At 69.0% G+C, this 20,721-nt stretch carries 24 protein-coding genes; 21 read left to right on the top strand and 3 right to left on the bottom strand.

Annotated features, from left to right (window positions below):
• Positions 1 to 302, bottom strand: a 302-nt coding sequence (locus tag GGD88_RS16985; RefSeq protein ID WP_184437689.1) for a WYL domain-containing protein, incomplete at its 3' end; no start/stop codon positions are given.
• A gap of 639 nt (positions 303 to 941) precedes the next feature.
• Between GGD88_RS16985 and GGD88_RS16980 the strand changes: the two genes are divergently transcribed.
• The 3 genes from GGD88_RS16980 to GGD88_RS16970 are packed head-to-tail and all read left to right on the top strand — an operon-like array spanning position 942 to position 4,373.
• On the top strand, positions 942 to 2,285 hold the full coding sequence (locus tag GGD88_RS16980) for a helix-turn-helix domain-containing protein (protein ID WP_184437691.1): 1,344 nt from the start codon (positions 942 to 944) through the stop codon (positions 2,283 to 2,285).
• Positions 2,278 to 3,081 (top strand): hypothetical protein, encoded by an 804-nt coding sequence (locus GGD88_RS16975; protein ID WP_184437687.1) that lies wholly within the window; start codon positions 2,278 to 2,280, stop codon positions 3,079 to 3,081. The genes GGD88_RS16980 and GGD88_RS16975 overlap by 8 nt, the downstream gene beginning before the upstream one ends.
• The gene (locus tag GGD88_RS16970) at positions 3,078 to 4,373 is read left to right on the top strand and encodes an ATP-dependent DNA helicase (protein WP_184437685.1); all 1,296 of its coding nucleotides are present in this window, start codon (positions 3,078 to 3,080) and stop codon (positions 4,371 to 4,373) included. Before GGD88_RS16975 ends, GGD88_RS16970 begins: the two co-directional genes overlap by 4 nt.
• Before the next feature lie 14 nt (positions 4,374 to 4,387).
• Here GGD88_RS16970 and GGD88_RS16965 read toward each other — a convergent pair whose 3' ends face one another.
• Together GGD88_RS16965 and GGD88_RS16960 are read right to left on the bottom strand one after the other, a co-directional pair.
• Positions 4,388 to 4,792: a type II toxin-antitoxin system HicB family antitoxin gene (locus GGD88_RS16965; RefSeq protein WP_184437683.1), complete on the bottom strand. Its 405-nt coding sequence runs from the start codon at positions 4,790 to 4,792 to the stop codon at positions 4,388 to 4,390.
• Positions 4,793 to 4,804: 12 nt separating this feature from the next.
• Positions 4,805 to 4,996 (bottom strand): type II toxin-antitoxin system HicA family toxin, encoded by a 192-nt coding sequence (locus GGD88_RS16960; protein WP_184437681.1) that lies wholly within the window; start codon positions 4,994 to 4,996, stop codon positions 4,805 to 4,807.
• A gap of 95 nt (positions 4,997 to 5,091) precedes the next feature.
• On the opposite strand from GGD88_RS16960, the gene GGD88_RS16955 reads away from it, so the two are divergent.
• The 18 genes from GGD88_RS16955 to GGD88_RS16870 all read left to right on the top strand — a co-directional run.
• Positions 5,092 to 7,677 (top strand): VapE domain-containing protein, encoded by a 2,586-nt coding sequence (locus GGD88_RS16955; RefSeq protein WP_184437679.1) that lies wholly within the window; start codon positions 5,092 to 5,094, stop codon positions 7,675 to 7,677.
• Positions 7,674 to 7,967 (top strand): hypothetical protein, encoded by a 294-nt coding sequence (locus GGD88_RS16950; protein WP_184437677.1) that lies wholly within the window; start codon positions 7,674 to 7,676, stop codon positions 7,965 to 7,967. The genes GGD88_RS16955 and GGD88_RS16950 overlap by 4 nt, the downstream gene beginning before the upstream one ends.
• Positions 7,968 to 8,584: 617 nt before the next feature.
• Positions 8,585 to 9,055: a crossover junction endodeoxyribonuclease RuvC gene (locus GGD88_RS16945; RefSeq protein ID WP_184437675.1), complete on the top strand. Its 471-nt coding sequence runs from the start codon at positions 8,585 to 8,587 to the stop codon at positions 9,053 to 9,055.
• 634 nt (positions 9,056 to 9,689) lie between these two features.
• Positions 9,690 to 10,247 carry a hypothetical protein gene (locus GGD88_RS16940; protein WP_184437673.1) on the top strand — a complete coding sequence of 186 codons (558 nt, stop codon included), beginning with the start codon at positions 9,690 to 9,692 and terminating at the stop codon, positions 10,245 to 10,247.
• Positions 10,248 to 10,430: 183 nt separating this feature from the next.
• Positions 10,431 to 10,964: a terminase small subunit gene (locus GGD88_RS16935; RefSeq protein ID WP_184437671.1), complete on the top strand. Its 534-nt coding sequence runs from the start codon at positions 10,431 to 10,433 to the stop codon at positions 10,962 to 10,964.
• On the top strand, positions 10,918 to 12,912 hold the full coding sequence (locus GGD88_RS16930; protein WP_184437669.1) for a phage terminase large subunit family protein: 1,995 nt from the start codon (positions 10,918 to 10,920) through the stop codon (positions 12,910 to 12,912). The genes GGD88_RS16935 and GGD88_RS16930 overlap by 47 nt, the downstream gene beginning before the upstream one ends.
• A complete protein-coding gene (locus tag GGD88_RS16925; RefSeq protein ID WP_184437667.1) occupies positions 12,912 to 14,525 on the top strand; it encodes a phage portal protein in 1,614 nt (537 codons plus the stop codon). The genes GGD88_RS16930 and GGD88_RS16925 overlap by 1 nt, the downstream gene beginning before the upstream one ends.
• The gene (locus GGD88_RS16920; RefSeq protein WP_184437665.1) at positions 14,522 to 14,746 is read left to right on the top strand and encodes a gpW family head-tail joining protein; all 225 of its coding nucleotides are present in this window, start codon (positions 14,522 to 14,524) and stop codon (positions 14,744 to 14,746) included. Before GGD88_RS16925 ends, GGD88_RS16920 begins: the two co-directional genes overlap by 4 nt.
• Positions 14,747 to 14,748: 2 nt before the next feature.
• Entirely contained in the window at positions 14,749 to 15,813 is a 1,065-nt protein-coding gene (locus GGD88_RS16915; protein WP_184437663.1) for a head maturation protease, ClpP-related, read from the top strand.
• A gap of 4 nt (positions 15,814 to 15,817) precedes the next feature.
• Positions 15,818 to 16,183 carry a head decoration protein gene (locus GGD88_RS16910; protein WP_184437661.1) on the top strand — a complete coding sequence of 122 codons (366 nt, stop codon included), beginning with the start codon at positions 15,818 to 15,820 and terminating at the stop codon, positions 16,181 to 16,183.
• Positions 16,184 to 16,201: 18 nt separating this feature from the next.
• Entirely contained in the window at positions 16,202 to 17,251 is a 1,050-nt protein-coding gene (locus GGD88_RS16905) for a major capsid protein (protein WP_184437659.1), read from the top strand.
• Positions 17,251 to 17,640: a hypothetical protein gene (locus GGD88_RS16900; protein ID WP_184437657.1), complete on the top strand. Its 390-nt coding sequence runs from the start codon at positions 17,251 to 17,253 to the stop codon at positions 17,638 to 17,640. Before GGD88_RS16905 ends, GGD88_RS16900 begins: the two co-directional genes overlap by 1 nt.
• A gap of 2 nt (positions 17,641 to 17,642) precedes the next feature.
• On the top strand, positions 17,643 to 18,383 hold the full coding sequence (locus GGD88_RS16895) for a hypothetical protein (RefSeq protein ID WP_184437655.1): 741 nt from the start codon (positions 17,643 to 17,645) through the stop codon (positions 18,381 to 18,383).
• Entirely contained in the window at positions 18,380 to 18,898 is a 519-nt protein-coding gene (locus GGD88_RS16890; RefSeq protein ID WP_184437653.1) for a phage baseplate assembly protein V, read from the top strand. The genes GGD88_RS16895 and GGD88_RS16890 overlap by 4 nt, the downstream gene beginning before the upstream one ends.
• A 3-nt stretch (positions 18,899 to 18,901) precedes the next feature.
• Positions 18,902 to 19,366 carry a hypothetical protein gene (locus tag GGD88_RS16885; protein WP_184437651.1) on the top strand — a complete coding sequence of 155 codons (465 nt, stop codon included), beginning with the start codon at positions 18,902 to 18,904 and terminating at the stop codon, positions 19,364 to 19,366.
• Positions 19,367 to 19,369: 3 nt separating this feature from the next.
• The gene (locus GGD88_RS16880) at positions 19,370 to 19,579 is read left to right on the top strand and encodes a hypothetical protein (RefSeq protein WP_184437649.1); all 210 of its coding nucleotides are present in this window, start codon (positions 19,370 to 19,372) and stop codon (positions 19,577 to 19,579) included.
• Between the two features lie 5 nt (positions 19,580 to 19,584).
• Positions 19,585 to 19,968, top strand: a complete 384-nt coding sequence (locus GGD88_RS16875; protein ID WP_184437648.1) for a GPW/gp25 family protein — start codon at positions 19,585 to 19,587, stop codon at positions 19,966 to 19,968.
• The coding region (locus tag GGD88_RS16870; protein WP_184437646.1) for a baseplate assembly protein at positions 19,965 to 20,721 on the top strand (757 nt) is incomplete at its 3' end. The genes GGD88_RS16875 and GGD88_RS16870, both read left to right, overlap by 4 nt.

Here is a 20,721-nt window from a genome sequence, read left to right as displayed (position 1 = left end):
AACGTGCGGTTGGCCTGCCGCTCGTGGCAGAAGCAGGCGATGAACAGTGCGGGCCCCTTCGAGACCTTCATCCGGTGCAGGGTGACGCGGCGCTGGCTCTCCTCCCCGCTGGCTTTGCGGTAGAGGATGCCCAGCGTCAGCCCCTCCAGGTCCAGCCCGTCCAGCTCGGCCGCGTCCATCGGCTCCGGCTCGTCGATGTCGGTCGGCGGGGCCGCGAACTCCCGGCCCGGAACCACCGGCGGCGCCTTGGCCGTCGGCGCGCGGTGGGCCAAGCCTTCCCAGGCCTTGATCGTGTCGGGCATCGGCGGGCCTCCCCCTGTCGTCGCGCGAACCTCGAACACACGTATGGTGCGAGTCGATCCGGGAAAGTCCAGCCTGTCCGTGCAGGGTCGCGCGGCGCGCCGACCTTGACCCGCGATGTGATCGGGGCCATGCTCGTGATTGGAGCTAGCACCTCCACAGAGCGGCCCGTCACGAATGCCGATACGTGGCTGTTTTCATGCCCGGAATCTGGGCATGAACTCGCCCCTATGGCGGGAGTCCGGGTAATACAAGACCCTCCGGGGGAATATCCGGGCCTGTCTCTGTCAGGTGCTAGCTCCCGCCACCAGGGGCGGCCCCCCACTCGCATGACGCTCGCATCCATTCTGCGAGTCGGTTCGGGCGAGTCCATCCCTTCCGTGCGCAGTACGCACGACAATCTTGCACCCGCACCCGCGAGGGCGTACCGTCATGCCTGGAGCTTGAACACTCCATGTCACAGCGGACCCCGCCCCGCAGGCGGGTTTCCCATGCCCGATCTCCGGGGGCCGCACGCGCATGTCCAGGGCGACAGCCTAAAGGCGTGTGGGCTCGACTGTGGCCGAGTGTTCAACCCCCGGGGTGTTGGCGCCTTGAACAGCGCGGATGCTCCGGCAATCGAATGCCACAGGAGCGACGCCATGGCTCGGACCGGCGCACGGGCGGACTCTGCCCAGAATCCCCTTTCGATTTCCGATCTCGACACGACCGCCGACGAACCGCGCGTCAAAGACGTGCGCGTGGCGGAGCGATTGGGCTTTGAACGCCCGCGCAAGATCCGCGACCTGATCGAGCGGAACCGCGCCGAACTGGAGGGCTTCGGGCCACTCGCCACACGGTGTGGCAAGATCTGTTGCGATCTTGTTCACGCTCGCCTCCCGCGCCCGAAACCGGCAACCAGGGAAGATAGCGAGACCGTAAGCAAGAGTCGAGGCGGTTGGGATTCCATCTCCTTGACCCCCGCGTGCGTGGCGCGTATCGTCATCAGTGGAGCTCCCGACGGCGTGGAAACCGAAGGGGACGGACGCTCCGACCTGAGCGGTGGCCGCCCCGAAAGCCTCGCGGCTATTTTTGTGCCCGGACTCTGCCCGGGCCACGCCCCTATGGCGGGGCGCCTGCGGATACAAGACCCGCAAGGGGAAGAAGCAGGGTCCGTCTCAGGCCGGATTTCCAACGCTCCCGCCGCCAGGGACGCCGTGGAAAGCCTCTCTGTCGGCGTATCGCAACGCCTGCCTGAGGGCTTCATCATGGCTTCTCCCAACGCCACCAGTGCGTCTCCCCTTTCCCTGTCCGATCTGGACACCACAGCCAATGAACCGCGCATCCTGGATGTGCGCATCGGCGAACGCCTGGGCATGGCCCAACCGCTGAACATCCGCAAGACCATTGAATCCAATGTGGATGAACTGCGCCGCTACGGACCAATTCACGCGGCGCGTGAAAAGGTCCAGATCGGTTCTGGGGCCATCCGCGAAATCTCCGCCTATCACCTCAACGAGGGCCAGACCCTCCTGCTGTGCATGTTGTCGCGCACCGCGCGGGCGGCTGATGTGCGGCAGGAGGTCATCGAGGTCTTCATGGCGTGGCGGCGCGGACAGATCCCCCCGCCCCCCGCGCGTCCCGCCGGACTGGACATCGCGGCCATCGCCGCGCGCGACAGCCGCATCGCCAACCTCGAACACCGCGAAGCCCAGCTGCTGGCCATCATCGAACGCCTGAGCGGGTCGTTGGCCGCGCCCCGGGCGTCCGCACCCACACCATCACCGCGTTCACACTCCGATGCCATTCGGTCACCGATGCGCGGACCGATGCGCGGGTGTCGGTTGACGGACGAGGTGGTGGCCGAGGCCCGCAATCTGATCGACCAGGGTCTGATCGACCGGGCCGTCGCCAATCGCATCGGCATTTCCCGGTCCAGTGTGCGCAGGATCCGCGTTGGTCTGTGGCCGAACAGGGACAAGCCGCGGGGGGGCTCTCATGCTTGACCTCAACCACGGTTCCGGCGCCACCTGCGACCCGCACGACCCGCGTCGCTTCAACATCGTCAGCGACCAGGTCAATGGCACGATCGACCGCATGCTGACGGCGCGCCAGCGTGCCCAGGCGCCGCGCAGGTACATCGGCGCCTCGGGCATCGGCCGGCCCTGCCTGCGCCAGATCCAGTACGACTGCATGGCTGTGCCGAAGGACGAGGGCCGCGACTTCGAGCCGAAGACTCTGCGCATCTTCGAAGCCGGCCACAAGGGCGAGGACATTGTCGCCGCGTGGCTGAAGGATGCCGGGTTCGACCTGCGCACCCACGGTGCCGACGGCCGCCAGTACGGCTATGCCCAGTTGGATGGCCGCTTCAAGGGCCACATCGACGGTGTGATCCTGTCGGCGCCCATCTCCATGCCGACGCCGGCCCTGTGGGAAAACAAGGTGCTCGGCAGTGGATCCTGGCAGGACACGGTGAAGAAGGGCGTGACGGCCAGCAAGCCGATCTACGCCGCGCAGATGGCCATCTATCAGGCCTACATGGACCTGCCCAATCCGGCCCTGTTCACCGCGCTCAACCGCGACACCTGGGCGCTGTACGCCGAACTGGTGCCGGCCGACCCGGTGCTGGCGCAGCGGATGAGCGACCGCGCCGTTCAGATCGTCCGGGCCTGCGCGCACCAGGAGGTGCTGCCCCGCGCCACCACCCACCGCGACGCCAAGGTCTGCGCCGGCGGGCATGACGGCGACCACTGGCATCCGCCGTGCGCCTGGCAGGACCGCTGCTGGAGCCGGCCGGCATGACCATCACCCCCAGCGACAGCCAGGCCGCCGCGATCCGCCGGATCAAGGACTGGTTCGAACACCGCACCGACGACCAACAGGTGTTCCGCCTGTTCGGCTACGCCGGCACCGGCAAGTCCACCGTGCTCAGGTTCGCGCTGGCCGACCTGGGGCTCGACGCCGCCGATGCGGCGGACGTGGTCACCGCCACCTTCACCGGCAAGGCGGCCATGGTGTTGCGCCAGAAAGGCACCCCGGCGCAGACCATCCACAGCCTGATCTACTCCGTCCAGGAGGCCCCCGAAGAGGAGATCGCCGAGGCGGAAAAGACCCTGGCGCAGATGGAAGGCGACGCGATGGGTCTGGCCGGATGGGATCGCATGGACGCCGAGGCCAAATGCGAGGCCATGCGCCAGACCATCAAGGAGATGCGCCGGCCCCAGTTCCGGCTGAACCCGGAGTCCGCCGCCGTCGACGCCAAACTGATCGTGCTCGACGAGGTCTCCATGGTGGGCGGGGACATGGCCAGGGACCTGCTGTCCTACGGGCGCCCCATCCTGGTGCTGGGCGATCCCGGCCAGTTGCCGCCGATCAAGGGCGAGGGCGCGTTCGTCGATGCCGCGCCCGACGTCATGCTGACCGAGGTGCATCGGCAGGCGGCCGAGAGCGCGGTGATCCGGCTCGCCACCTGGGCCCGCCAGGGGCGGCCCATCCCGATGGGCCTGCACGATCCCATGGTGGCCAAGATGCCCTTCGGCGACCTGTCGCCCGAAATGTGCCTGAAGGCCGACCAGGTCATCTGCGGCCGCAACGACACCCGCGTCATGCTCAACAACGGCATCCGCCGCGTCGCGGGCCGAAGCGGTGTGCTGCCGGCGCCCGGCGAGAAGATCATCTGCCTGAAGAACAGCAAGGCCCACGGTGTCGTCAACGGCATGTTCCTGGACCTGGAGGAGGCCATCGACGACGCCGAGCTGATCTTCAAGGCCCGCCTGAAGACCGAGGAGGGCGACGTCGTCGGCGAGCCGAACAGGAAGGGCGAGGCCCCCTGGGTACCGGTCTACAAGGGGCCGTTCCTGGATCACGTCCAGCTCGACAAGGACCGGGGCAGCCGGGACTGGAAGCTGCTGCGCAAGATCAAGCCGCTGGAGATGGTGTTCGGCTACGCCATCACCTGCCACAAGGCGCAGGGGTCCGGCTGGCGCAACGTCATCGTCTGGGACGACGGCCTGGGCCGCACCGAGGCCGATCGCCGGCGCTGGCTGTACACCGCCATCACCCGGGCGGAGGAAGGGCTGGTGCTGCTGTCATGATCCACCGCGCCCCGTCACCGCACATCCGCCGCCTGATCCGCGCGCAACGCCGCCCGGGCCGCGCTCGCCAAAAAGCGCGACCGATGGCCCTTGCCCACCGACGCGTCGATCTCCGCCACCAGGTCCTCGGGCAGGGAGACGTTGTAGCGCTGGATGCGGCCCGGCAGGGTCACCGGGACCAGGGCGCGGCACACCTCGACGCACGCGGGATCGGCGGGGACCGCCGTGATACCGGAGGGCTCCGGAATCGGATCGCCATCCGCCGCCATCAGGGTGACGTGGCCCGCCAGGGCCTCCGCGATGCCCGCCAGGGCTTCCTCCGGGCTGGCGCCAGACGAGACGCAGCCCGGAAAGTCCGGCGCGGTGGCGCCGAACACGGCGCCCTCCTGGTCGATGATCACGGGATAGAAGCGCTGCATGGCCGGGTCTCCTTATCGCAGTTTCAGGCCGGACTGGGCCTCGATCGATTTCAGGGTGCGGAGAGTCAGGTCCTTGGTCGGGTGGGGCACCGTGACCTTGCCGGGCTTGGTGGCGTGCTTGAAATGCCAGTGGTCGCCCGTGGTGCCCACATGAAACCAGCCATCGGCCTTCAACGCCTTGATCACCTCCCGGCTGCTCCGCATCGTCTCCCCCTCCGTTCTGATGTGTATAATATACACAATATACCGTGCGGCCGTCAAGGGCTTTTGTGTATCACGTGTGTATCCGGATGCGGCCGATGACGATCGACCTGAACGACACGGCCCCACCCCCGCCGCCCCGGATCAACTTGCGAGATGTGAAGGACCGGCTGCAGGCGTCGGCGCACGACTGGGTGCCGATGCTGTTCCCGGCCGGCCGGCTGACCCCGGACCGGCGAGCCCTGCGGCTCGCCAACCTGGGCGGCGATGCACCGCGCGGGCACGGATCGGCGGAAATCAGGCTGGCGGGGCGCTGGGCCGGCTACGGCCGCGATTGGGCCACCGACGACCGCGCCGACCCCATCGAACTCATCGGCTGGGCCACCGGCCTGTGCAACGGCGACCTGTACGCCGAGGCCGCGCGGGTGGCCGGTCTGACGCCGGACGCGCCCAAACCGCGCAAGGCCGCGCCGCCTTCGCCGCCGGCCCGCGACACCACGGCTGACGCCCGCCGCGTCGTCAAGAACTGCCAGCCGCTCGGCGGCACCGTGGCCGAGGCCTACCTGAAGGCGCGCGGCCTGTCCGATCCCGGATCGCCCGATCTGGTGTTCACGCCCGACATGACCGACAGGGCGAGCCGCACCGGCTGGCCGGGCATGGTCGGCGTGATCCGCGACGGCGACGGGCAGCCGACCGGCGGCATCCACCGGACCTTCCTGGAGCCCGACGGGACCGGCAAGGCGCCGCCGGGGAAGAAGATGCTGGGGCCGGCCGGCGGCGGGCATGTCCGCCTGTTCCCGGTGCCCGAGGACGGCCACCTCGGCATCGCCGAGGGCATCGAAACCGCGCTGTCCGCGCACCGGCTGTTCGGCCTCCCCACCTGGGCGGGCCTGTCGGCGGAGGGCGTGCGGCGGTTTCAGTGGCCCGGTGGGGTGACGCGCCTCACCCTCTTCGCCGACGCCGGCGAGGCAGGACAGAAGGCGGCGGCCGACCTCGCCGCGCGGCTGACCGACGCCGGGATCGGTCACACCATCGTCTCCCCGCTGCACGGCGACGACTTCAACGACGACCTGCGCCACGGCGCCACGGCCGGGGACTACCGCCCCACCGCACCGCCCGCGCCCGTGGTGGACGATGCCCGGTCCCTGATGGCCGAGGCCCAGACCCTGACCCAGGGCGACGTCCCCGGCGCCATCGGCATCGTCGACCGCATGGTGCGCGCCCGGCTGGAGGACCTGGAAGAGGAAGGCATCCTGACCGCCCTCAAGGCGGCGACCGGACTCGGCATGGGCAGCCTCCGGGGGCAGGCGCAGATCATGCGCCGACGGTGGAATGCTTCCGGCGGCGAGAGCACGGCCCGCATCAGCAGCCCCTGGGCCTGCCGCCTCCGCCTCGACATGACCGGACAGCCGGAGCGCAACGAGGCCAACGTCATGGTCGCGCTGACCCATGACACGGCCTTCGGCGGCGCCCTGGTGCTGGACGCCTTCGCCGAGAAGATCCTGGTGCAGCGCCCGTTGCCGTGGTCGCCCCCGACCGAGGACCTGCCGCGCCAGTGGTCGGACGCCGACGACGTGCAGCTGGCCGTCTGGCTGCAGCGTCGCGACATCAACGTCACGCCCGTGGTGACCGCCCGCGCGGTCGCCGCCTATGCCCGCGGGCAGGCGATCCACCCCGTGCGGGATTACCTGGACGGCCTGACCTGGGACGGCACGCCGCGCCTGGACACCTGGCTGTCCACCTATGTCGGGGCCGAGGACACCCGCCTGACCCGCGCGTTCGGCGCCCGCTGGATGATCTCCGCCGTCGCCCGTATCCGCCAGCCCGGCTGCAAGGCGGACCACATGCTGGTGCTGGAAGGGCCGCAGGGGCTGAAGAAGTCCACCGCGTTCAAGACCCTGTGTGGCGAGGCGTGGTTCACCGACGAGCTGGCCGAGGTGGGGTCGAAGGACGCCGCCATGCAGCTGCAAGGTGCGTGGGTGGTCGAGATGGCTGAACTGGACGCCATGTCCAAGGCCGAGACCGGCCGTATCAAGGCGTTCCTGACCCGCACCACCGACCGCTACCGCCCGCCCTACGGCCGCCACACCATCGAGGTGCCACGCCAGGCGGTGCTGTGCGGCACCGTGAACCACGAGACCTGGCTGAAGGACGAGACCGGCGGCCGGCGCTTCTGGCCGGTCAAGGCGGGCGCGACCGGGCCCATCGACCTGGACGGACTGGCGCAGGCCCGCGACCAGTTGTGGGGCGAGGCCGTCGCCCGCTTCGCCGCCGGCGAACCCTGGTGGCTGGACCAGCGGGACCTGGTCTCAGACGCCGCCGCCGCCCAGGACGCCAAGCGCGTCTCCGACGCCTGGGAAGAGAAGATCGACCGCTGGTTGACCCACACGACCGAGCGGATCAAGGTCGGCTACGACACCTGGGAAAACCGCGAGATCGAACGGCCCGAGCCGCTGACCGACGTGTCGGTGGGCGAGGTGCTGGAACACGCGCTGGGGATCGAACCGGGCCGCTGGACCGATCGGGATCAGGCGCGTGTCGGGCGGTACTTCACCGCGAAGGGGTGGAAACAGCATCGTCCCTATGTCGGACCGAAACAACGCCAGAGGCGCTATAAGCTCGAAGGTTCCACCCCGTGCCAAGCGTCATGGCTGGACGACATCAACACTGGAGGAAACACGTGACCATCACCTACGAGATTTTGCAGATCATGCCGCCTACCCCCGCCTGGGCGTTGGCATATAGAGATGATGATCGCCCGGGCAAGTACATGTTCTCTCCCCCTTTAGCGTTCGCGTTGGTCGAGATGGAATGGGAGGATGGTGAAAAGAAGAAATATGTGTCGGCCATCGACTCGCAGGGCGTGGTTGCCGAGGGCGCCACGAACTACGCGGGCATGGCCTACCTTGGCGACAAGATGGCCCAACTGAACGATCTGGATGAACTGCCTCCAGGCTGTTCGATCGACATCTGACGAACGGGCCGCGTGCGACAGTCGCAGCTTTCGGCCTGACCACAACACCATCACGACAGTCGGCGCCTCCATCGGGGGGCGCCTTTTTCGTGCGCGGACCCTGGTCCGGGTCCCGAGAGGCATACCCGGACCACGCTAGGAGAAACCCGGACCAGGGCCGTTCGGGACGAGCCGAAGGCGGACCAAGGCGTAGAGGGCAACGCCTCCTTCCCCGGGCCGACGCCGCGTCGGACCCAGCGTGGTCCGGGTTGGTCCGGGTTGGTTCGAGGAGGAGAAAAACCCGGACCACCGAATCCGGACCAATTTTCCGAAGCAATATCAGGATGTTAAAATTCTTGGTCCGGGTGGTCCGGGTGGTCCGGGTCAAATGGTGAAATCTGTTTGGCGCAAAAAAACACGCAACCAGAGAAGATAACAGGCGATCAGGAAACACGACATTCGAGTGCAACAGGGGAAGTTTTTTTTTGCATACAGAGGTTTTGGAGACCAACCCGGACCAACCCGGACCACCCGGACCATCCCGCTCGTTCCCATTTCGTTCTTGACCGCCGATGCAAGGTGGGGCAGGCTCGTTCCCGCCAAAGCCAGGGGCCCGCGCCACCACAGCGAGCCCCGTCATGACCGACACGATCGTCGCCCTCGACCTGGGCACCAAGACCGGCTGGGCGGTTCACGCCCGCGGCATCATCACCAGTGGCACCCTGACCATGGCGGCCGGCCGCTTCGACGGCGGCGGCATGCGCTTCCTGAAGTTTCGCCGCTGGCTGGACACACTGCTGGCTGAACTCGGTGGCGAGATCACCGCCCTCCATTTCGAGGCAGTCCGCCGGCACGCCGGCACCGACGCCGCCCACGTCTACGGGGGGCTGCAGGCCGTGCTGACCAGCTGGTGCGAGGAAAAGCAGGTCCCCTACAGCGGAGTCGGCGTGGGCGTGTGGAAACGCCATGTGGTCGGCAAGGGCAACGCCTCCAAGGATGACGTCAAGCACGAGCTGCGCCGCCGCGGCCACGACCCCGCCGACGACAACGAGGCGGACGCCATCGCCATCGCCCTGTGGGCCACGGAGACGGCCGGGGGTGTGGGATGACCGGGGCGCGGGATATCCGTCCGGGTCAAGCAACGGCCTTGGCACGGTGGGGGTGCGCGCGTGCGAGCGAGTGCGGGCGGACGGATCCGTCTCTTCAGGACGCGGCGTGGGAGCTGGTGTTGGATGCCGCCGATACCCTGAAGCGATTGCCCGACCGCGAACGGGGCTGGTTGGCGTCGTGTGACCGGTCGGCGTGGCCTCCGATCTTGGTGGAACAGGCGGATCGTTGGGCCGCGGCTGTGGCGCGGGGTGGGTGGGATGCCATGACGGTACGGCCCGGCCCTCCGTCGGCGGCGGCGATCGAGCGCATGGACACCCTGTTCCGCCTCGCGGCGGGGTTCCCGCGCCCCCTGGACCTGCGACGGGCGTTTTTGTTGGCGTCCGGGGTTCCCGCGCCTGTCATTGCAAGGCAGACGCGGTGCAGCCGACAGACGGTGTACAATGCCCGGGACCGCGCCGTAGCCGCGCTTGCGGGCCGGATCAGCTACATGTCGAAAAATCTAGCCGCTTGACACAAAATCTGTTTGACAGCTTGGACAGTTTTCGGCACGTTTCCTGTGACACTAGCGCTAATGCGCACTCCCCGCCGGTCCCGCCGCGCGGGGTTTTCTGTGTCCGGTCACGGAGGCCCATCATGTCCACCATCCGTGTTGACCTGGACGGCGACGGGCTGACGGTGTTCGGTCACGCGTTGGCCGCGCTGGGGGACGAGGCCAAGGCCCGCACGGCGCTGCGCCGCACCGTCAACAAGACGACCGCGATGGCCTACACCCGTGTGAAGCGGGCGCTGGCAAAGCAGGTCGGGGCGCCACAGGCGAAGATCATCAAGTACGGTGACGTCCGCCGCATACCGGCTCAGGGGGCATCCCTCAGCAGTCGGATCGTGGCCAGCGGCGGGTACATGCCGCTCAAGCACTTTGGCGCGCGGCGCACGCGGCGGGGTATCTCCGCGGCGCCGTGGGGCAAGCGGCGCGTGTTCCGCTCGACGTTCTTCGTGCAGAAGCTCGGTGGCCAGGTGTTCAAGCGCCTGCCCGGTCAGCGCGACGCCATCGATAAGCTGTGGGGGCCGGCCATCCCGCGCGAGCTGATCCAGGGCGAGACGGCTGCAGCGTTCGAGTTGGCGGCGCAGATGGTGTTCCCGAAAGAGCTGAACCGGCAGATCGAGGGGCTGGCTTCCGGCGCGTTCAAATAACCCATTCAGAAGCAGGGGCTTCTAGGGACCGTACGGTGGCGTACGGTGTTTCGCGGGCGCGCAGCCCCGAAGCTTGGCCAGGTCCAGCCCGCCGAAAACCGGGTTCGCTTTCGGATCGCGGCCCGGCTAAGGCGTTGTTTTTGCTCACATTCAGCAGGCGGGTGCGGCGCAATGGTTGAAAAGGTGGACGGCCGGATCGTCAGTCAGACCGAGCTGGCGGCGATCATGGGCGTGACCGCCATGACCGTCCGGGCCTGGGAGCGCAAAGGGATGCCCGTGGCTCGCAAGGGATCACGCGGCCGGCCCGGCCAGTACAACACCGCCGACGTCATGCGCTGGCGCGCCGAACAGGCCGCGCAGGCCGCGACCGGCGACACGAACGCCATGGACATGGAGGAGGCCAAGCGCCGCAAGACAGCGGCGGAGGCAGCCCTTGCCGAAATGGACCTGGCCCTGCGGCGCGGCGAACTGGTCGATGTGGAGACCGTCGGTCGGCTGGTGGCCGAGGAGTACGCGACGGTGCGCGCCAACATCATGGCCATGCCCGGTGAACTGGCGCCCGATCTGGAACACCTCGCGGTGCTGGAGATCGAGGAGCTGCTGACCAGCAAGATAACGGACATCCTCGATGCCCTCTCCGCCGACGGACAGTTCGCGCCTGAAGAGGGCTTTGAACCAGGTCCGGGCGGAGGCGCTGAAGCCGCCGCCCCGGCTTGACCTGGTCGAGTGGGCCGACACCTTCCGGGTGATCGCGCGCCAGAACAGCGCCAACCCGGGCCGCTGGAGCACCCTGCGGGTTCCGGTGGCCTACGGGCCGATGAAGGCCGCCACGGACAACAGGACACAGATGGTCACCCTGGTGGCCTGTACGCAAATCGTGAAGTCGGAGTTCCTGCTCAACACCTGCGCCTACTTCATCCACCAGGACCCCGCATCGATCCTGTTCGTGCAGCCGACACAGAAGCTGGCGGAGACCTTCAGCAAGGAGCGGTTTGCTCCGACCCGTGAGGCCACCGATGTCCTGCGCGCCCTGATCCCGGACAGCAAGGCGCGCGATTCCGGTGTGACGATCACGCACAAGGAATACCCCGGCGGCACGCTGGATTTCGTCGGCGCCAACAGCCCGGTGGACCTCGCCAGCCGGCCAAAGCGGATTGTGCTGGCCGACGAAATAGACCTCTACCCGGCCGACGCCGGCGGCATGGGTGACCCCCTGGCGTTGGCCGAAGAGCGCAGTTCCACCTTCCGCCGGCGCAAGAAGAACATCCGCGTGTGTTCGCCGTCGGACGAGAGCACGTCCCGGATCTGGCGGGAGTATCTGAAGAGCGACCAGCGGCGCTGCTTCGTGGCCTGCCCGCACTGCGGCCATGAGCAGGTGTTGCGGTGGTCGCCCGAAACGGTGCTGTGGGACAAGGACGCGAACGGCAACCACCTGCCGCACACGGCGCGCTACCACTGCGAAGCCTGTGGTGCGGGCTGGAGCGAGGCGGAGCGCATCCGGGCCTTGCGGGCGCTGGCCGAAGCGCCGGACCACGGATGGCGGCAGACGCGGCCGTTCCGCTGCTGCGAACAGGAACACCAGCCGTCCGTCTGGACCGCTGACGGCCGGGCGAAATGTCCGACCTGCGGCGCGCTGGCGCCCTATGACGGGCACGCCGGATTCCAGGTCAGCAAACTGTATTCGACCCGCCACGAGCTGGCGGACATCGTCAAGGAATACCTCGGGTGCAAGAAAAAACCCGAGTTGATGCGCAAGTTCGTCAACACCGCCCTGGCCGAGGTGTGGCGGGAGAAAATCCAGCGCCTGGACCCGGAGGCCCTGGCCGAACGGTGCGAGCCCTACACGCACCTGTCGGCGCCGGCGGCGGTGCGGCTGGTGGTGTTCGGCGCGGATACGCAGGACGACCGCATTGAGGTGACATTTCTGGGCTTCGGCGACGATGAAGAGGTGTGGGTTCTCCGCCACGAGGTGCTGCCCGGCGACACGGCCAAGAAGGAGGTCTGGGACCGGCTCGACGCCCTGATCCTGGAGCCGGTCCACACGGTGGACGGCCGCACCCTGACCGCTCAGGCCGGCTGTATCGACAGCCAGGGCCACCGGGGCGCGATGGTGCATGCCTTCTGCCGTGCCCGGAAGCGGCGGCGCATCTACGCCGGCAAGGGCATGGCCGGTCCCCGGCTGATCTGGCCGAAGACACCGAGCCGCACGAAGAACAGCGGCGACCGGCTGTACATCATCGGCACCGACACGGCGAAGGACGACATCGCCGCGCGGCTGGCCATCCCGATCGAGGGCAACGGGCCGACACCCCGGGCGATCCACGTCCCGGCCGAGGGGCTGTCGGCCGATTACTTCGATCAGCTCACCGCTGAACAGGCGGTGACGGAGATCAAGGGCGGCACCCCCGTGCGGGTCTGGCGGAAGAAGGAGGCGGACGCCCGCAACGAGGCGCTGGACTGCTTCGTCTATGGCCTGGCGGCGCGCTTGAGTCTGCCGGTGAAACTGGATCGGCCGCCGACGGTGGCGCCGCGACGGCGGGAACCGGTTCTGCCGGACGACGGGGCCCCTGCGCCCCGTACACCGGTGCCGGAGCCGTCGGCGCTACCCCGTTCCGCACCGACGGCGGACCGGGCGGCACGCCGCGCGAAGTGGAGACGGCGCTGATGGCACGGTCGATGATTCCCCGGGCCGGCGGGGCCGGTGTGCCGACGCCCGCCCGGGGCGGGCCGCGCATCCCGGCCGTTGGTCGCCGGCCCGTCGCCCGGTACCTGCGGGACACCGGCCAGGGCGCCCTGACGCAGCGGGCCGCCTCGCTGGTGACGCACCAGGACGAGGTGACGCGGGCGTGGGACCGGATTTCGGCGCTGGCGCTGGACTTCATTCAGAATTCCGGGCGCCTCAAGGGCGCGGTCGATCAGGTCCTGGCCGATACGGTCGGGGTCGAACTGCGCCTGAACGCCCGGCCGAATCTGTCGGCTCTCGGCTATGACCAGGCCGACACGGTGGCCTGGGCGCGGGAGGTCGAACGGCGCTGGCGGCGCTGGGCGTGGAACCCGGCCGAGTGCGACGTCCGGGGCCGTCTGACGGTGCCGCAGATGGTGGACGTCGCACTGCGCCATCAGATCGCCTACGGCGAGGCGGTCGGCCTGCTGGCGTTCTGGGACCGGCCGACGCGGGTCCGCTACGGGATCACGACCGGCACCAAGGTCTGTCTGGTGCCGCCGCACCGGCTGGTGCGCGAGACCGACGAGTACCGGCGGCTCCATGCCGGCGTCTGGCTCGACGAGAACGGGAGGCCGACGGGCTACCGCTTCCGCGAACGACGGGACGGCTGGGACCAGGACGTGGACTATGCCGCGCGCGACGCCGCGGGCCGGCCCCAGGTGATCCATGCGTTCGATCCCTGGGATGCGGACGACACCCGCGGCGTCTCGGTCCTGGCGTCGTCCATGCGCACCCATGCCTACGCCGAGCAGCTGGGTGATGCCACGCTGACCACGGCGGTGCTGCAGACCGTGTTCGCGGCGACGCTGACCAGCCCGAACCCGAGTGTGGAGGCCTTCGAGGGCATCCAGGCTTTGGCGGAGCAGGACGAGACCCTGTCGGCGGATTTCGTGGATTTCATCGGGGCCAAGCTGGACGCGGCGGCGGAGGGGATTCAGTTCGGGGCCGGCGGTCAGGTCTCGCACCTGGGACCGGGTGAGAAACTGGATCTGCAGGCGGCGCAGACGCCGCACAACAACTACCTGCCGTTCGCGACGGACCTCCGCCGGGAGATGGCCCGGGCTATCGGCGTCACGTATTCAGCGTTCGCGATGGACCACACCAACGCGACCTATTCGTCGGTGCGCATGGAAAACGCCAGCATCTGGCCGGTGGTGCTGCGGCGCCGCGAACGGATCGCGGCCCCGATCAAGCAGTCGATCTACGAGAGCTGGCTGGACGAGGAAATCGGCGAGGGCCGGATCCCGCTGCGCGGTGGGTATCGCGCGTTCCGGGCCCATCGCGACGACATCTGCTGGGCGGAATGGCAGGGGCCCGCGCGCCCGACCGCCGACGATCTGAAAAGTGCCAAGGCGGCGAGCGAACGGCTGCAGAACGGCACCAGTTATCTCGGGCTGGAATGCGCCGAGCACGGCCTGTCGGTCGAGGACGTGGTGGAGCAGCGCCAGCGCGAGCGGGACCTGTTCGTGGCCGCCGGCCTGGGCGACCCGTTCACTCGCAAGACGGCGCCCGCGCCGGCGCCGACGGACACCGAAAAGGACGATGCCGAATGACCGACCCCTGCACGCGGGCGGCGGAGCTGCGCGCCCTGCGCTCTGACCTGGTGTCCGGCCAGGTCCCGGCCCGGATCCGGTTCGACCGCGAGGAGGTCGAGTTTTTCAAGGCCGACCCGGCGGCGCTGGATCGGGAGATCGCGCGCATGGAGGCGGAGTGTGCCCGGTCCCAGGGCCGCCGACCACGCTACGCCGTCATACCACGGTTCCGGAGGTACTGAGCATGGCCTGTCTGGTCAACGGCTCCGAGATCGTCCTGACCGGCGTGGTCGGTGATGCGGTCTGGGACGACGGCTTCTATGCCTTCGAGGTGATCCAGGCGCTGGCCACGATCGGCCACGACCAGGACGTCACCGTGCGGCTGAACAGCGGCGGCGGGTACGCCACCGAGGGGACGGCCGTGCACGCGGCGCTCACCGCGCACGGCGGCCGGGTGCGCATGATCGTCGAGGGCATCGCCGCTTCGGCGGCCAGCGTGATCGCCATGGCGGGGGATACCGTCACCATGGCGCTGGGCGCCGTGCTGATGATCCACGACGCGGCGGTGATCACCCTTGGCGATGTCACGGAACACGAACGCAGCCTGCGCGCCCTGAACACCATCAGCGACGGTTACGCGGCGATCTACGCGGCTAGGACCGGCCGGCCCGCCGCCGAGATGCGCGACCTGATGCGCGCGGAAACATGGCTTACGGCCGAACAGGCGCTGCAGGCCGGGTTCGTCGATGCGATCGGGGCCGCCAACGACAACGGCGCGGAACCGTCGGCCTACGACTACCGGGTCTATGCCCGGGCCCCCGAGCGGCTGGTGGCCATGGCCCGCCAGCACGGCTGGCGCATGCCGACCGCCAATCTCTCTCAACAACAGGAGACGCCCGTGACCGGACAGGCACAGACGGACACGGGCACCGCGCCCGCTGCCACGCACCAGACGGCCCCTGCGGCCACTCTCGACCCTGCGAAAATCGCGGCCGAGGCTGTGGCCGCCGACCGCAAGCGCCGCGCCGACGTGCTGGCGCTGGCGGAAACCAAGGGCCGCGAGGCCCTGGCCGAGCACCTGCTCGCCAGCACCGACATGGAACCGACGGCGATCAAGGCCACGCTCGCCGCTGCGCCGAAGGCCGGTGACGCACAGCCGACCGACGACGCCAATCCGACACCCGAGGCCTACGCCACCGAGCGGGCCGCCGCCGGGGCCGGCTTGGCCATGCCGGGGGGGCGTTCTGCCGCCCACCCGCGGATCGATCACCAAGCCATCTACAACCGGATGAACGGGGTGAAGGGATAACGCCATGCCGAACGTCATCACTGAGAGCCGGCGTACGGCCGAATTCCTGATCTCGGAGGCGAACGGACATCGCAGCCGGGAAGAGGTGACTGTCACGGGCGGCGCCTATACCCCCGGCACCGTGCTGGGACGGGTCACCACCTCCGGAAAACACACGATCCACGACCCGACCGCCGAGGACGGGAGTGAAACGGCCGTCGCCGTGCTCCATGCCGTCGTCGATGCCTCCGATGGGGACCGGCGCGCCACGATCATCGCTCGTGACGCCGAGGTCAACGGGCTCGCTCTCTCGTGGTTCGACGGTGCTACCGACCCGCAGAAGGCCGCGGGCGTCGCCGATCTGGCCGCCGTCGGCATCATCGTCCGATAACCGGAAAGGACACGCCCGATGTGGGAACTCCCGAACGTTTTCACCGGTGACGCCTTTTCGGCGCTCACCTTGACCTCGAAGGTCAACAACGTCCCCTATTCGCCGCAGCTGCTTGGCGCCATGGGCCTGTACACGGTCGACGGCGTCCGCACCACGGACATTGCCGTGGGCGAGCGCAACGGCTCCCTGGAGGTCGTGAAGACCTCCGAGCGCGGGGCGCCACCCGAGCAGATGGAAAAGGCCAAGCAGATCATTCGCAAGGCGACCGTCTCCCACATCGCCGTTGAAGGCTACGTAAACGCCGACGAAGTCCAGGATGCGATGCAGGAAGCCCAGCTGACGGGGCAGTCCGAGTTGCAAACGGCCGAGGGGCTGATCCAGGACGTTCTGAACGGCCCGTTCGGCCTGCGCGCGCGCGTTGAGCTGACCCACGAGTACCACAGGCTCGGCGGTATCAAGGGTGTCGTCCTGGATGCGGATGGGTCGGAACTGTACAACTGGTATGACTTCTTTGGCATCAACGCCCTGGCGGCACACAACACCAACTTCGGCGGTCTTGCGGCCGACGGCGGGGTGTTCGAGGTCGAGTGCACGAAGCTCAAGCGGGACATGCTCCGCGAACTGGAAGGGCTGCCGGTCACGATGATGCGGCCGGTCGCGCTGTGTGGCGACAACTACTACGACCAGATCTATTCCAACAAGGAAGTGAAGGCCGCCCGCAAGAACCGCGACGCGGGGCGCGATTCAGACGTGTTCGGAGAGAACATGGCGTTCTCCGCCATCGACTATGGTGGCATTACATGGGCCAATTACCGTGGCACCAAGGATGGCGATGTCGGCATCGACACTGACGAGGGCCGCCTGTTCCCGATGGGCATCCCCGGCCTGTTCCAGATGATCTTCGGTCCGCCGGATATCATGGGAATGACCAATATGAAGGGCCTCCCGGCGCATTCCTACATGCCACCGGAAAGCCAGACCAGTCGTCGCGCCGTGGTTGAGGCGCAGTCCAATCCCCTGACCTTGTGCGTGCGCCCGCGGTCCCTGCGGCGCCTGACCAAGTCCTGATGCCCCCGATCTGGCGGGATCGGCTGGCGCGAGTCCGGCAGGCGGTGGACGGGCAGTTCGGCGAGGCCGTCACCGTCACGCCCCAGGCCGCCGGCGACTTCTCGTCCGGCCCCGACCCGGCCCGCCCGGCCTTCCCGTTGGTCGGCGTGCTGGTCACGGGCCAGGGCGACCAGAGCAACCTGGACGGCGGCGCGGCCCGGTCCTGGCGGGTCAGCATCCCCGTCAGCGAGGCGGAACTGCACGTCGATCCCGACGCATGGCCGGGCGTGCTCGACGTCCGCCAGGGCGACCACCTGACGGCCGATGATCGGGGCGGCACCCCTTACGAGGTGCTCCGCATCGACCGGGGCCACCGCAACCGCATCGTTCTGCGCCTGGGGGCGCGCTGACCATGAGCCTCTCCCGTCTGGCGCTGCGTATCGTCACCGTGGCCGCTCTGCGCGGGCGGACCTGGGCGGGGGACGCGGTGCGCGACAGCGCCATTCCGCCGCTGGACGTGGCGGCGCGCACCGAGCGCCTGCCGTTCCTGTCGGTCTACACCGACGACGGCGAGACGGTGCCACGCCACGGCGATCTGCTGTCCGGACAGCCCGGCTTCGCCCTCATCATCGAGATGGCGGTCACGGCACAGATGGCGCCGGACGGCGCCTGGGCGATCCCCACCACCGACGCCGGCATGGAAACGACGCTCGACCTGCTCGACCGTCAGATCCGGCGGGCGCTGATGGACCCGGACGACCCCTGGGCCGGCCTGTGGCGCGCCCTGGTGATCGACATCGCCGTGGTCCGGACCCAGCGCGGCGCCTCGGCGGACCAGGGCACCCGCTTCGCCGGACGCCAGATCGAACTCCAGGTCCGCACCCTGGCGGAACCCCGATCCGGCGTGACCGCCTCCGGGGTCTGGGCGGACCTCCTGGCCCGGCTGGAGGCCGACGCCGCGCTGGCGCCCTTGGCCCCGGTCCTGCGGGCCGAGATCGAGGGCGATACACCGGCGATGCCGCCTGTCCTGTGGCCTTGGCACTGGCAGCGCGACGCGGCGGAGGCGCTGGGACACGAGGTCGACGATCCACGGACCGTCGGCAGCACCATCGAAACCGTCGTCACACACCCGGCGGGATACCCGGACACATGAGCGACGCGTTCGTCCGGGCGATCACCCGCCGGTTCGCCGAGCTGGAGGCCGAGGTGGAAGACCTGCGCCGCCGCATCGGCAACATGGTCCGCGAGGCCCGGGTGACCGGGGTGGACTACGATCGCGCCGTGGCCACCGTGGACATGGACGGGCTGCCCTCGAAGGCGATCCCGTGGGTCCAGCGCGCCGGCGACATCCGGGACTGGGACCCGCCGACACCGGGCGAGCGTGTCCTGGTGGTCAGCCCGACGGGCGACCCTGGCCTGGGGCTCATCCTGCCGGGAGGGTGGTCGACCGCATTCCCCCAGCCGCACAACCGGGGTGGTGACCGTTACATCGTGGCCGCGGGCACAATCACATTGATAAGCGGCGATACATCCCTGTGCGTCGGACCTTCCGGCGTGCGGATCGACGGCCGCCTGCACACCACGAGGGGCATTCACGACAACGGTGGCGTGTACTCGACGGAGGCCGTCTGGCCCCCGATCCCGACCTTTACACCGCCAGTGAGGTGACCAGTGGCCGATCCCGATTTCGAGTCCCTTGTGGTCGGAACCTTGACGGTCCTGGAGCGTCTGACCGTGGTCGACGCGGCGAACGCCTCGCGGGCCGCCACGGTGTCGTTCGTCGGCGACACGCTGCGCATCGAATCCACCGAAGCCGTGGCACGCGTCGAGATCCGCAGCCAAGCCATCGATCACATCGCGGTTGAACGGGTGCGAATCGACGGCGGTGAGCGCGTGGAAGTCCACGCCGACGCGGTCACCCGGCTGGATGCCGGTGGGACCGGTATCACGTACATGCCGACCTGGTGGGCGTCCTACCTGCCGGAGTGGGCCGGGTCCAGTCACGCTCGGTACCAACCGGAACACCCGGACTCCGGCGGCCCGGCCTACGCTCCCTTGCTCGGGGGCGATGGTGCCGCGCTGTTGGATGACTACTACGCCCGGTTCCCGGATGAGCGTCCCGAAGACGGGGAGTAACCCATGCCAGCCTTTACCGTCACCCGCGCAGGGTGGTTGACCGATGCCGGCGGCGCCGGCCGACCGTATGTCGTCGGCGAACCCATCGTCCTGACCGAGACCCAGGCCGCCTACCTGCTGCGCGCGGAGCAGATCGCGCCGGAGCCGGCAGCGTCGACCGCTCCGGGCAGGCAGCGGGGCGGGGTCGCGTCCCTGGACCGCGCCGAGGGCTGATCCCCATGGTCGGCATGTGCCGCCGCACCGGCCGCCCGCTGGACGGGTGGAACCACGTCGTGCAGTCGATGGATGACATCCTGACCACGGCGGTCGGGGAACGGGTCGAACGGCGGCGCTATGGCGCCGGGGCGGACGGCCTGCTGGACCGGCCGATGACGCCGCAGTCCCTGATGGACGTCTACGTGACCGTGGTGCGGGCGCTCGCGCCGCGCACCATCAACGGCCACCAGTACGGCGAACCGCGCTTCGACCTGGTCCGCATGGTGCCGCGTGCGGCCGGCCCGGACGGCGCCATGATGCTGGAGCTGGTCGGACTCTACTACCCGCGCGGTCACCTCGGAGACTTCACCGTGTTCGAGACCGCTCACCACGAGGTGACGCGATGAACGATTACGCGGTCATCGACCTGGCGCGTCTGCCGCCGCCCGACGTCCTGCAGCTGCTGGAGTACGAGGCCGAGGTATCCGCCCTTCTGGCCGACTTCCAGGGCCGCTATCCCGATTACAGCGCGATCCTGGAGTCCGACCCGGTCATGAAGCTGCTGGAGGCCATGGCCTATCGGCTGGTGCTCCGTGTCGCCGAATGGAACGACGGCGCCCGCGGGCTGATGCTGGCCTATGCCAGCGGCACGACGCTCGACCACCTGGCGGCGCTGATGAACGTGTCGCGCCTGACCGTCACGCCGGCGGACGACACCAGCGACCCGCCCACGCCGGCGGTCATGGAGACCGACGACGCCCTGCGCGCCCGCGCCCAGCTCGCCTGGGAGGGCCTGAGCACCGCCGGCCCCGCGGGCGCCTATCAGTTCCACGCCCGCGAGGCCGACGGCCGCGTGCGCGACGTGGCGGTGGACAGCCCGACGCCGGGCGACGTCGTCGTCACCGTCCTGGGTCACGACGGCGACGGCGCGGCGCCGCCCGACCTGGTCGCGGCGGTGGAGGCCCGTCTGGCCGCCGACGACGTCCGCCCGCTGACCGACCGGGTGACTGTCCGGTCCGCGACGGTCACCCCCTACGTCGTCGAGGCCACCCTGTGGCTGTACGCCGGCCCGGCCAGTGCCCCGGTGCTGTCCGCCGCCGAGGCGGCGGTGGCGGAGACCGTCGCCCGCCTGCATGCCCTGGGGCATGACGTATCGCGCT

The sequence above is a fragment of the Roseospira goensis genome (assembly GCF_014197795.1).
GTDB lineage: Bacteria > Pseudomonadota > Alphaproteobacteria > Rhodospirillales > Rhodospirillaceae > Rhodospira > Rhodospira goensis.
Note: the sequence above shows the minus strand (reverse complement) of the source record. Positions and strands in the feature narration are given on the sequence as shown.

Excerpts from the sequence above, each read along its gene's own strand:
- GGD88_RS16980 (WP_184437691.1), top strand. The coding sequence starts at position 942 with ATGGCTCGGACCGGCGCACGGGCGGACTCTGCCCAGAATCCCCTTTCG.
- GGD88_RS16975 (WP_184437687.1), top strand. The coding sequence starts at position 2,278 with ATGCTTGACCTCAACCACGGTTCCGGCGCCACCTGCGACCCGCACGAC.
- GGD88_RS16970 (WP_184437685.1), top strand. The coding sequence starts at position 3,078 with ATGACCATCACCCCCAGCGACAGCCAGGCCGCCGCGATCCGCCGGATC.
- GGD88_RS16965 (WP_184437683.1), bottom strand. The coding sequence starts at position 4,792 with ATGCAGCGCTTCTATCCCGTGATCATCGACCAGGAGGGCGCCGTGTTC.
- GGD88_RS16960 (WP_184437681.1), bottom strand. The coding sequence starts at position 4,996 with ATGCGGAGCAGCCGGGAGGTGATCAAGGCGTTGAAGGCCGATGGCTGG.
- GGD88_RS16955 (WP_184437679.1), top strand. The coding sequence starts at position 5,092 with ATGACGATCGACCTGAACGACACGGCCCCACCCCCGCCGCCCCGGATC.
- GGD88_RS16945 (WP_184437675.1), top strand. The coding sequence starts at position 8,585 with ATGACCGACACGATCGTCGCCCTCGACCTGGGCACCAAGACCGGCTGG.
- GGD88_RS16940 (WP_184437673.1), top strand. The coding sequence starts at position 9,690 with ATGTCCACCATCCGTGTTGACCTGGACGGCGACGGGCTGACGGTGTTC.
- GGD88_RS16925 (WP_184437667.1), top strand. The coding sequence starts at position 12,912 with ATGGCACGGTCGATGATTCCCCGGGCCGGCGGGGCCGGTGTGCCGACG.
- GGD88_RS16920 (WP_184437665.1), top strand. The coding sequence starts at position 14,522 with ATGACCGACCCCTGCACGCGGGCGGCGGAGCTGCGCGCCCTGCGCTCT.
- GGD88_RS16915 (WP_184437663.1), top strand. The coding sequence starts at position 14,749 with ATGGCCTGTCTGGTCAACGGCTCCGAGATCGTCCTGACCGGCGTGGTC.
- GGD88_RS16910 (WP_184437661.1), top strand. The coding sequence starts at position 15,818 with ATGCCGAACGTCATCACTGAGAGCCGGCGTACGGCCGAATTCCTGATC.
- GGD88_RS16905 (WP_184437659.1), top strand. The coding sequence starts at position 16,202 with ATGTGGGAACTCCCGAACGTTTTCACCGGTGACGCCTTTTCGGCGCTC.
- GGD88_RS16900 (WP_184437657.1), top strand. The coding sequence starts at position 17,251 with ATGCCCCCGATCTGGCGGGATCGGCTGGCGCGAGTCCGGCAGGCGGTG.
- GGD88_RS16895 (WP_184437655.1), top strand. The coding sequence starts at position 17,643 with ATGAGCCTCTCCCGTCTGGCGCTGCGTATCGTCACCGTGGCCGCTCTG.
- GGD88_RS16890 (WP_184437653.1), top strand. The coding sequence starts at position 18,380 with ATGAGCGACGCGTTCGTCCGGGCGATCACCCGCCGGTTCGCCGAGCTG.
- GGD88_RS16880 (WP_184437649.1), top strand. The coding sequence starts at position 19,370 with ATGCCAGCCTTTACCGTCACCCGCGCAGGGTGGTTGACCGATGCCGGC.
- GGD88_RS16875 (WP_184437648.1), top strand. The coding sequence starts at position 19,585 with ATGGTCGGCATGTGCCGCCGCACCGGCCGCCCGCTGGACGGGTGGAAC.